Source organism: Actinoplanes sp. NPDC048791 (assembly GCF_040650095.1).
Lineage (GTDB): Bacteria > Actinomycetota > Actinomycetes > Mycobacteriales > Micromonosporaceae > Actinoplanes.
In genome coordinates, this window is sequence record NZ_JBEZGQ010000229.1 from 1 (window position 1) to 10,253 (window position 10,253).

Here is a 10,253-nt window from a genome sequence, read left to right on the forward strand (position 1 = left end):
CTTGAAGACCTGGACTTTCCCGCCGACAAGGACGCCATCGTCGCGCACGCCACGCAGCGCGCCGGGTCCGCAGACGATGCGGCTGTCCGGGAGCCGGCCGCCGCCCCGATCCACCCCGCTCGTCTGACCATGGCCGTGAGCCTGGCGCGGGGTGGCTGCCCGGCACATCGGCCCTCGGATCCGGTACGCACCCATACTTCGGTATGGGGTGCCGGTGACTTCGGACAGTGCCCCCGCGGGGCGCCGGATCGTAGGCTCGGCACATGGCCGGCCTGGTGTTCGCGTTGCTCGTGCCCGACCCGGCGGGCGGTCGCCGGTCGGCGGTCCGGGACAGGCTGGCCGACACCGTCGCGGTGACCGTGGCGCTGGCGTACGGGTCGCTGATGGTGCCGCTCGGCGACGCCACCCGCGAGGGTGCGCCGCTGCCGTGGCTCGCCGACGTCGCGCTGGGCGTGCTGTGCTGCGCCGCGCTGCTGTTGCGCCGGCGCTGGCCGGTGGGCCTGACGATCGCCCTGCTGCCGGTGAGCACGGTGTCGGTGATGGCGACCGGCGCCGTCATCGTCGCGCTGTTCACCGTGGCGATCCATCGGCGCGGCCCGGTGGCGCTGGCGCTCGGCGTCGCGTACGTCGCGGTGGTGCCGGTGTACTTCGTGCTGCACGACAGCCCGGAGTTCCCGGTGTGGGTGGACCTGCTGGTCCGCGGGGTCACCACGGCGGGGGCGCTGGGGTGGGGGATGTTCGTGCGGGCGTACCGGCGGCTGACCGGGACGCTGCGGGAGCACGCCGCCCGGCTCGAGGCCGAGCAGCACCTGCGGGAGGACCAGGCCCGGCTGACCGAGCGGGCCCGCATCGCCCGGGAGATGCACGACGTGCTGGCCCACCGGATGTCGCTGGTCAGCCTGCACGCCGGGGCCCTGGAGGTACGCACCGACGCGCGGCCGGAGGAGGTGGCGATCGCGGCGGGCGCGATCAGGGCCAGCGCCCACGAGGCCCTGGAGGAGCTGCGCGGCGTCATCGGGGTGCTGCGCGAGGGCGCGGCGGGACGCCCGGAGCCACCGCAGCCGGGGCTGGCCGATCTGCCCAAGCTCGTCGACAGCGCCCGGGCGATGGGCACGACGGTGCACTACACGTGTGAGCTGCCGGAGGGCGGGCCGTCGGTGGTGCTCGGGCGGACGGCGTACCGGATCGTGCAGGAGGCGCTCACCAACGCGCGCCGCCATGCGGCCGGACATCCGGTCCGGCTGACCATCGGCTACCGGCCGTCATCGCTGGAGCTGACGATCGTCAACGAGGGCGCGGCCGAGGCGAGGTCGGGCGGGCACGGCCTGCGGGGCATGCGGGAACGTGTTTCGCTGCTCGGCGGCACCCTGCACGCCGGCCGGGCCGAGGACGGCACGTTCGTCGTGGCGGCGATGCTGCCCGCGGAGGCTGCCGCATGACGGTCCGGGTGCTGCTCGCCGACGATCAGGAACTCGTACGGGCCGGCCTGCGCGCTCTCCTGGAGCGCGACCCGACGCTGGCCGTGGTGGGCGAGGCCGCCGACGGGGTGGCGGCGGTCGCGCTCACCCGCCGGCACCGGCCGGACATCGTGCTGATGGACCTCCGGATGCCCGTCTGCGACGGCATCGAGGCGACCCGGCAGATCGTGCAGGATCAAAACCTCTCCCCCGTACGGGTCATCGCGCTCACCACCTACGGCACCGACCAGAACGTCTTCGCCGCGATCCGCGCTGGTGCGGCCGGCTTCCTGCTGAAGGACTGCGGACCGGAGGAGCTGCGCCGCGCGGTGAAGCTCGTGGCGACCGGCGAAGCGCTGTTGTCGCCGGCGGTGACGCGCCGGGTGATGGACGCGGCGATCGGCGCCGGACCGCGCCCGGTGGACGCATCAGCGCTGGCCGGCCTCACGGAGCGGGAACGCGATGTGCTGGCCGAGGTCGCGGCCGGTCTCTCCAACAACGAGATCGCGGCGGCTCTGCATCTGAGCCCGGCGACCGTGCGCACGTACGTGAGCCGGCTGCTGACGAAGCTGAATGCGCGCGATCGCGCCCAGCTCGTCGTCCATGCCTATCGCGCCGGCCTGGCTCACTGATGGGATGGACCTATCTGAGGTCCACCAGAACCTTGCCGACCGCGCCGTTCTCCACTGCTCGGTGGGCGTCGGCGGTGCGGTGCAGCGGGAAGCGGAGCAGCGGCAAACCGTGTTCCTCGCCGACCGGCAGGGCGCCGTCCCGGATCGCGGCGGCGACGTCCTCGACGGCCGCGGCGCGCGCCTCCGGGCCGGCCGTGTAGAGCACCAGGAACTGCAGGCGCGTGTTCAGCACCATGCTCTGCCCCACGTTCAGCTCGACCGCATGGCCGCCCTCGTTGGCGTACGTCGCGATCGTGCCCCGGGTGCGCAGCACGGCCAGGTCCAGAGCCAGGTTCGCGCCCAGCGCCACCTCGGCGACGATGTCGACGCCGTCCGGCGCGAACGCACGGATCGCGGCGGCCGGCTCGCCCTCGCGATAATTGACGGTGTGGTGGGCCCCCGCCGCGGTCGCCAGCTTCGCCTTCTCCGGGCCGCTCACCGTGCTGATCACCGTGGCGCCGGCCCAGCGGGCGAGCTGGATCACCGCGTGCCCGACCGCGCCGGCCCCGCCCGCGGCGAGCACCACCTTGCCGTCGAGCGCGCCGGGGTGCAGGCGGCGTGGCCCGTCCTCGGCCACGGTGAGTGCACGGTGTGCGGTGAGCGCGGGTACGCCGAGCGAGGCGCCGATGTCGAAACTCACCGCGTCGGGCAGCGGCACGGCCTGATCGGCGGGTACGACGGAGAACTCGGCGGCGGTGCCGGTGGGCCGGCCCGCCGCGGCCATGAACAGCCAGACCCGCCGGCCGATCCGGCCCGGGTCCACTCCGTCACCGACGGCGTCGATCACACCGGCACCGTCGAGGTGCGGGGTCAGCTCGGTGAACAGCTTGCGGTGGGCGTTGCCGGAGCGGGCCTGCCAGTCAGTCGGGTTGACCCCGGAAACGGCCACCTCGACGCGGACCTCGCCGGGCCCGGGCGCCGGCCGGTCACGCTCGACGAGCTGGAGGACGTCGGGGCTGCCGTTCTCGCGGTAGACGATCGCCTTCAAAATTGCCCCTCTGTTCGATTTGCATCGAACAGTACGACGACGGTCGAACTTTGCGCAAGATCTGGCTAGGCTCGTCCCGTGACCGAGGTGATCGAACCCGCCATCGAGACCGTGACGATCGACGTGGTGCTCAGCGCACTGGCCGATCCGGTACGGCTCACGTTCGTCCGCGCCCTCGACGCCGCCGGGGACTGGACGTGCGGCAGTGACGTCCTCCGAGACACCGGCGTCACGATCGGCAAATCGACGCTGTCGCATCACATCAAGGTGCTGCGCGACGCCGGCCTGATCCGTACGCGGGTCGACGGCATCCGCCGGCTGGTCACGCTCCGCTACGACGACGTGGAGCAACGCTTCCCCGGGCTGCTGACGATGCTGCGCCCGCCCGACCCGGAGACGCCCGCCGAAGCCTGAGCCGTACTGCGATTTTCGTATTCGGAGCCTGCACCTGCACGACGACGCGACCGGGGCCCGGCCGAGAGGCTTTGGGCAACGTTCGTCAGAGAAGTGGAGTGTCGTGCCATGGCAGGCATGCTCAGTCGTCTTGGTCGCTTTTCCTGTCGCCGGCGGTGGTTGGTCGTCGCGGTGTGGCTGCTCGCGCTCAGCGGGGCGGTGCTGCTCGCCGTCAAGTCGGAAGGCCCGGTCAGCACCAGGGCGACGATGCCGGGGATCGAGTCCCAGCAGGCGTTCGACCTCATCGCTGAGCGCTTCCCCGGCGCCGCCGCGGACGGGGCGTCGGCGACCCTCGTGTTCGTTGCTCCACCCGGCCAGGCGTTGACGTCCGCGGCGAACACGAAGGCCGTCGACGCGGCGCTGGCGACCATCTCCGGTGGTCCTCAGGTGGCGCGGGTCGTACCGCCCTCGACCGGCGTGAGCATCAGCGCCGACGGTTCCACCGGGTTCGCGTCGGTGTCGTACCGGGTGCCGTCGTCCGAGGTGACCGAGGAGTCGCGTACCGCGCTGGCCGACGCGGTGGAGCGAGCGCGTGCTGCCGGGTTGACGGCGGAGATGTCCGGCTCCGCTCTCAAGACCGGCACCCGGATGAGTCCCATGGAGCTTGCCGGAGTCGCCATCGCCGCGGTCGTGCTGCTGATGACGTTCGGTTCGATGGTGGCCGCGGGTCTGCCGCTCCTCACGGCGGTCATCGGGGTGGCCATCTCGTTCCTCGGCGTCTGGGCGGTGGCCGGCCCGCTGGAGATGGCGATCACGAGCGGAATGCTCGCTCTGATGCTGGGGCTGGCGGTCGGCATCGACTACGCGATGTTCGTGGTGTCCCGCTACCGGGAGGAGCGCCACGCCGGGGACGACGCCGAACAGGCGGCCGGTCGCGCGGTGGGAACGGCCGGCTCCGCGGTGGCCTTCGCCGGGCTGACCGTGGTGATCGCGCTCGCCGGCCTGTCGGTGGTGGGGATCCCGTCGCTGGCGAAGATGGGTCTGGCCGCGGCGGGCGCGGTGGTGGTGGCCGTCCTGGTGGCGCTGACCCTGGTCCCGGCGTTGCTGGGCTTCGCCCCGAACCGGGTCCTGGCCCGAGCGCAGCGCCGTGCCGGTGCCCACACCCCCGCTCGCCGCTCGATAGCGCGCCCCTGGATGCGGCTGGTGCTGCGCCGTCCGCTCCTCATCACGCTGGCCGGTGCCGCGCTGCTGACCGCGATCGCTGTTCCCGCCTTGTCATTGCAGCTCGGCACCCCCGGAGATGCCTCGCGGCCGGTCACGGAGACCCAGCGGCGCGCGTACGACCTGCGGGCCGCGGCGTTCGGTCCCGGGTTCAACGGTCCGCTGACGGTGGTGGTCGACGCGCGTGGTGCCGCGGATCCGGGTGGCGCGGTGGCGACCGTGGCGGACAGCATCAGGACGACCAGCGGCGTGGTGTCGGTGTCGAAGGCGAGCTTCAACCAGCAGGGCGACACGGCGATCCTGACCGCCGTACCGTCGAGCGGCCCGACCGACGCACGCACCGAGACCCTGGTGGAAACGCTGCGGGCGGCACGCCCGGGCGTGGAGGCCGCAGCAACCGTGAGCTACGAGATCACCGGCGCCACCGCCCTGGACATCGACATGGCGCGCAAGACGCGGTCGGCGCTCGTGCCGTACGTGTCGATCGTGATCGGTCTTGCCGTGCTGCTTCTGCTGGTGGTGTTCCGATCGGTCTGGATCCCCGTCAAGGCCGCGCTGGGCTTCCTGCTGTCGCTGTTCGCCGCGCTCGGGGTGATCGTCGCGGTGTTCCAGTGGGGCTGGGCGGCCGGCGTGCTCGGCGTCGAGCAGACCGGGCCGGTCATGAGCCTGATGCCGATCCTGCTGGTGGGCATCGTGTTCGGGCTGGCCATGGACTACGAGGTCTTCCTGGTGTCGCGGATGCGGGAGGCCCACGCGCACGGCCGGCCGGCCCACGACGCGATCGTCACCGGCTTCGAGCAGAGCTCGAAGGTGGTGGTCGCGGCCGCGGTGATCATGATCGCGGTGTTCGGCGGGTTCGCGGCGGCCGACGAACCGCTGATCAAAATGGTGGGTCTCGGACTTGCGTGCGCGGTGTTCTTCGATGCCTTCGTGGTTCGCCTGACGCTGGTGCCGGCCGTCCTGCAACTGCTCGGTGAGCGGGCCTGGTGGCTGCCGCGCCGGCTCGACCGGGTGCTGCCGCACGTCGACGTGGAAGGCGAGTCGCTGAGCGAGGAGCAGCCGGAGCCCGAGCCGGCCCATGTGCTGAGCCCGCGTTGATCGCCCGGGTAGTGTCGGCCCGATGAACGTGCTCGCCGCGCTGGTCGCGTTCATCTTCGCCGTCCTCGGGGCCAGCCTCAGCACCGAGGGCATCTTCCGGCCGGACGAGCTGCTGCCCGGTGCGATTCTCAGCCTGGTCGCCAGCGCGGCCCTGTTCGCGGCCGCCCGCCGGCCCCGAGCGGCGACCACCGTCGCGATCTGCTGCGAAGCCGCCGCCTGCGCGGCCGGCTACCTGCCGACACCGTTGCTGCTGGCCCCGCTGATCGGGTGCCTGTACCGCCTGACGGTGCTGCTCGGCCCCAGGCCGGCCGCGTGGTGGAGCGGGATCGCGGTGAGCGCGGTGATCCTCGGCGGGACGACGACCGACGCGACCCCCACGGGAGGGTCCGTGCTCCTGCGGACCGTGGGCGTCGCCCTGTGGCTGGTTCCGGCGGTGTTCGCCGGCCGGATGACCCATGCGTACCAGCAGATGGTCGAGGCCCGCGCCGAGGAGGCGGAACGCCGCCGGGACGACGACGTACGCCGCCGGGTGAGCGAGGAACGCCTGCGCATCGCCCGTGACCTGCACGATGTTGTCGCGCACCACCTGACCGTGGCCAACGCGCAGGCCGGGACGGCGGCCCACCTGCTGACCAGGCGTCCCGAGCAGGCACGCGAGCTGCTCGCCGGGCTGAGTGGCTCCACGTCGGCCGCACTGCGGGAGCTCAAAGCGACCGTCGGGCTGCTCCGGGACCCCGGCGACGACGCCTCAGCGGGCACCACCCCGGCGCCCGGCCTCGACCAGCTCCCGGACCTGGTCGAGGCCTGCCGGGCGGCCGGGATCGACGTCCGCGTCAGCAGCGAGGGGACGCCGCGGCCCCTACCGCCGCTGGTCGAGCTCACCGCGTTCCGGATCGTCCAGGAAGCCCTCACCAACGTCACCAGACACGCAGTCAGCCCGGTCGTCAAGATCTGCCTGACCTACGCCGACGACACGTTCCGCGCCCAGGTGGTGAACACCTCGGCCCGTCCCGGTCCGGCCGGAACCGGCGGCTACGGGCTGATCGGCATGCGGGAGCGCGCTCTCGCGGTGGGCGGGTCGGTCCGGGCGGGGCCGGACGGCCTTGACCGGTACGCGGTCGCGCTCACGATCCCGCTGGCCCCGTGGCAGGAAGACCGGGTAGCCCGATGATCCGGATTCTCCTCGCCGACGACCAGGCGTTGCTGCGCTCGACGTTCCGCATGCTGATCGACTCCTGCGACGACATGACGGTCGTGGCCGAGGCCGCGAACGGCGAGGAAGCGGTCGAACTCGCCCGAACGCACCGGCCGGACCTGGTGCTGATGGACATCCGGATGCCGGTCGTCGACGGGCTGGCCGCGACCAGACGCATCTGCGCCACACCCGAACTGGCCGGCAGCCGCGTGCTGATCCTCACGACGTTCGAGACCGACGAGTACGTGGCCCGCGCGCTCGAGGCCGGGGCCAGCGGGTTCCTCGGCAAGGACGTCACGTCGGAGGGGCTGCTCGCCGGCATCCGTACCGTGGTCGGCGGAGAGGCCCTGCTCTCGCCGGCGGCGACCCGCACGCTCATCGACCGCTTCCTGGCCGGTCCCGGCAGCGTCGGCGAGCTGACCCTGGGCTCACTGGCGACGCTGACCGGCCGGGAACGCGAGATCACCGCCCTGGCCGCCCACGGCCTGTCCAACCAGGAGATCGCCGAACGGCTGGTCGTGAGCCCGCTGACGGTCCGGACCCACATCCACCGGGCGATGATGAAGGTGGGGGCGCGTGATCGCGCCCAGCTGGTGGTCGTCGCCTACCAGCAGGGGCTGGTCCGGGTGCAGTGAGCGCCGGCCGCCGCGGCGCCACCGGTCACGACCATGACTCCGGAGGTGGGCCGAACGCGCGACGGCCGGCCCGTACGGCCAGAGCGGCAAGGGCAGCGTTCGCGCCGCCACCGATCACAGCGCCGATACCGAACGGTGCCACGCGGCCGAGGACGATGATTCCCTGCTTGGTCCCGTACTTGGTGATGAAGTGCCTGCCCAGGACCTTGTTGATCTGACGCAACGTCTCGGCCGGCACCTTCGCGACAACCTGACGGCCCCAGTGTTGTCCCGTACGCTCGGCGACCTTGGTGATGGTGGCCGAGCCGCTCCCGCCGAGCATGATTCCCATGACGATCGTCCGGCGGCGTTCGACCTCGTCGATGAGCACTCCGTGGACTTCGGCGATCGAGAGCGCGAAGAGCGCGCTCATCTCAAGAGACGACAGTGCCTCGCCTGCCGACAACGCCAGCGCGACTCCCGTGCCGACGCCGGGAGCAGCCGCAGCTCCTCCCACTGCGGCACCCGTCCCGGTCAAAGCGCTGACGTACATACGCTCCAGATTGCGAATCACCTGTGCTGGTGTGGCCTCCGGGTTCCGCTGCCGGGCCCGGGCGATGTTCTTGCGCACCAGCGGACTCTGCGCACCGATCGCCTTGTCCAAGAGGTCGAGGACCCGCTGCCCACGTACCTCTGCTGCCGGAACCGGACCGTCGAGGTCACCTGTCACCACGCCTTGAACTCCTTCGGTCATCAGATCCCGCCGAGTCTCCCACCCGTTGGAGCGACAAGTCGTAACCCGCACGAGTGACAATGCGACAAATCGCCTCCGGGTCGCGTCATGAGTGGCCGGGTCCGGGCTCTTCTCGGTATGGCAATGTTTCCGAACTTCCTCCGCAAGGCGGCGATGGTCGGCCTGGCCGTCTCCGCGATCTCTCTGCCCGTCCTCGGCGGTTCCGCTTCGGCGGCACCGGTGAGCCCGGCCGCTCCGGCGGCAGTCGTCAAGGCACCGGCGCTCAGCCCGGCCGCCAAGATGTTCATGCGGCGTGACCGCAACGCCGTGTGCATCAACGCGCACGTCCAGAACATCGGCTGGCAGGGCTGGCGCTGTTCCAGCAACCGCCGGGCCGCGCTGGCCGGCACCGTGGGCCAGTCCCTGCGGCTCGAGGCGCTGTCGATCTCGACCCGCCGTACCGGTGGGGTGTGCGCCCAGGCGCACGTGCAGAACCAGGGCTGGCAGCGCACCCGCTGCACCGGTCGCAACGACACGGTGACCGTCGGGACCCAGGGCCAGTCCCTGCGCCTCGAGGCGCTGCGTCTGAGCACCCGTACGGGCATCTGTGCCCAGGGCCACGTGCAGAACATCGGCTGGCAGAACTGGCAGTGCTCGCGCCGCAGCGGGCAGGTCGAGATCGGCACCGTCGGCCGGTCCCTGAGCCTCGAGGCACTGCGCGTCCGCGTCTGACCCGTCCCCGATAGTGGATACGCCTGCGGAAGCCCTCCGACTTCCGCAGGCGTATCCGTTTTTCGTTGACGGCCCTACGATTCAGCCGTGGCGGGAATGAACGGAGACGCCTCGTTCCGGTGGCGGCAGAGTTACCGGGAGCGGACACCCGTGGCCGAGCTGGCGCCGTACGTCAGTTGCGTCTGGGTCCAGGAGGTGGCGCCTGACTCCCCGCCGTACGTGTTCCAGGCCGTGCCGAACGGCAGCGTTGAGGTCGTCTGCGTTCTGGGCGAGTTGCCCTTCGTCATCGGTGTCCAGCTGGGTCTGACGCGCGAGATTCTCGCGCCCGGAACGGTGATGGTCGGAGTCCGGTTCCGGCCCGGCGCCGCGGCCCCCGTGCTGCGGACGTCGGCCGGTGACATGGTCGACCTCACCGTCGGATGCGACGACCTGTGGCGCGGCTCGGCGCTTCGGGTCGGTGAGCTGCTGGCGGGTGCCGCGTCCGCCCAGGAGGCGGCCGGTCTGCTGGAGGCCGAGGTGCTCAGCCGGGTCCGTGCCGCCACCGATCCCGATCCGCTGGTGCGTTCGGCCGTCGGGATGCTGGTGTTCGATCCGGCCAACGCGGTCCGCACGCTCACCGCCGAGCTGCACATCTCGGACAGTCAGCTGCGGCGCCGTTTCCTGACAGCCGTCGGCTGCCCGCCCGAGGTTCTGCACCGTACCCTGCGGTTCTGGGGTTTCCTCGCGCTCGCCCAGTCCGGGCCGCAGCGCCGCCGGTCGCTGACCGCGCTGGCCGGCAGCTCCGGGTACGCCGACCAGGCCCACCTGACCCGCGAGTCGGTCGCCATCACCGGTGTGACGCCCAGCGACCTCTTGGCGGGCATCGAGCGCAACTGCGGCGACAACCACAATCACGCCCCCACTTACCAGCCGCTGCTGCGTTCGCGCGCCCTTCGCAGCACCCGGTAGCGCAGGTGTGACACGTCGCGGTCCTCCAGCCGCCGGACGAGTTCCAGCTCGATGTGGCCCGGCCCGGTGGCGCCGAACAGCCGGCGGCCCGCCCCCAGCAGCACCGGCACGAGATGGATCTCCAGCTCGTCGAGCTCGCCCGCCCGGAGCAGGGCCTGCGCCGCGCCCGCCCCCTGGACCAGCACCGCGCGGTCGCCCGCCGC

Annotated in this window: 11 protein-coding genes; 8 read left to right on the forward strand and 3 right to left on the reverse strand. The window is 72.0% G+C overall.

Annotation, left to right across the window (positions count from 1 at the left end; translation table 11 throughout):
- The first annotated feature begins 263 nt into the window (after positions 1-263).
- Complete coding sequence (locus AB0C29_RS18585; protein ID WP_360821647.1) at positions 264-1,439, forward strand: histidine kinase; 1,176 nt, start codon at positions 264-266, stop codon at positions 1,437-1,439.
- Positions 1,436-2,089 (forward strand): response regulator transcription factor, encoded by a 654-nt coding sequence (locus tag AB0C29_RS18590; protein WP_360821649.1) that lies wholly within the window; start codon positions 1,436-1,438, stop codon positions 2,087-2,089. Before AB0C29_RS18585 ends, AB0C29_RS18590 begins: the two co-directional genes overlap by 4 nt.
- Positions 2,090-2,099: 10 nt before the next feature.
- On the opposite strand, the gene AB0C29_RS18595 is transcribed toward AB0C29_RS18590, so the two are convergent.
- On the reverse strand, positions 2,100-3,116 hold the full coding sequence (locus tag AB0C29_RS18595; protein ID WP_360821651.1) for an NADPH:quinone reductase: 1,017 nt from the start codon (positions 3,114-3,116) through the stop codon (positions 2,100-2,102).
- A gap of 78 nt (positions 3,117-3,194) precedes the next feature.
- Here AB0C29_RS18595 and AB0C29_RS18600 point away from each other — a divergent pair, with 78 nt between their 5' ends.
- The 4 genes from AB0C29_RS18600 (at position 3,195) to AB0C29_RS18615 (ending at position 7,658) form a co-directional block, all read left to right on the forward strand.
- The gene (locus AB0C29_RS18600) at positions 3,195-3,530 is read left to right on the forward strand and encodes a metalloregulator ArsR/SmtB family transcription factor (protein WP_360821653.1); all 336 of its coding nucleotides are present in this window, start codon (positions 3,195-3,197) and stop codon (positions 3,528-3,530) included.
- Positions 3,531-3,689: 159 nt separating this feature from the next.
- On the forward strand, positions 3,690-5,828 hold the full coding sequence (locus tag AB0C29_RS18605) for an MMPL family transporter (RefSeq protein ID WP_360821655.1): 2,139 nt from the start codon (positions 3,690-3,692) through the stop codon (positions 5,826-5,828).
- Positions 5,829-5,850: 22 nt separating this feature from the next.
- Complete coding sequence (locus tag AB0C29_RS18610) at positions 5,851-6,999, forward strand: histidine kinase (protein WP_360821657.1); 1,149 nt, start codon at positions 5,851-5,853, stop codon at positions 6,997-6,999.
- The gene (locus AB0C29_RS18615; protein WP_360821659.1) at positions 6,996-7,658 is read left to right on the forward strand and encodes a response regulator transcription factor; all 663 of its coding nucleotides are present in this window, start codon (positions 6,996-6,998) and stop codon (positions 7,656-7,658) included. Before AB0C29_RS18610 ends, AB0C29_RS18615 begins: the two co-directional genes overlap by 4 nt.
- 25 nt (positions 7,659-7,683) lie before the next feature.
- On the opposite strand, the gene AB0C29_RS18620 is transcribed toward AB0C29_RS18615, so the two are convergent.
- The gene (locus AB0C29_RS18620; protein ID WP_360821661.1) at positions 7,684-8,391 is read right to left on the reverse strand and encodes a hypothetical protein; all 708 of its coding nucleotides are present in this window, start codon (positions 8,389-8,391) and stop codon (positions 7,684-7,686) included.
- 117 nt (positions 8,392-8,508) lie between these two features.
- Here AB0C29_RS18620 and AB0C29_RS18625 point away from each other — a divergent pair, with 117 nt between their 5' ends.
- Positions 8,509-9,102 (forward strand): hypothetical protein, encoded by a 594-nt coding sequence (locus AB0C29_RS18625; protein ID WP_360821663.1) that lies wholly within the window; start codon positions 8,509-8,511, stop codon positions 9,100-9,102.
- A gap of 96 nt (positions 9,103-9,198) precedes the next feature.
- A complete protein-coding gene (locus AB0C29_RS18630; protein ID WP_360821667.1) occupies positions 9,199-10,050 on the forward strand; it encodes a helix-turn-helix domain-containing protein in 852 nt (283 codons plus the stop codon).
- On the opposite strand, the gene AB0C29_RS18635 is transcribed toward AB0C29_RS18630, so the two are convergent.
- Positions 10,005-10,253, reverse strand: a 249-nt coding sequence (locus tag AB0C29_RS18635) for a dihydrofolate reductase family protein (RefSeq protein ID WP_360821665.1), incomplete at its 5' end; no start/stop codon positions are given. The two genes, AB0C29_RS18630 and AB0C29_RS18635, sit on opposite strands and share 46 nt — an antisense overlap.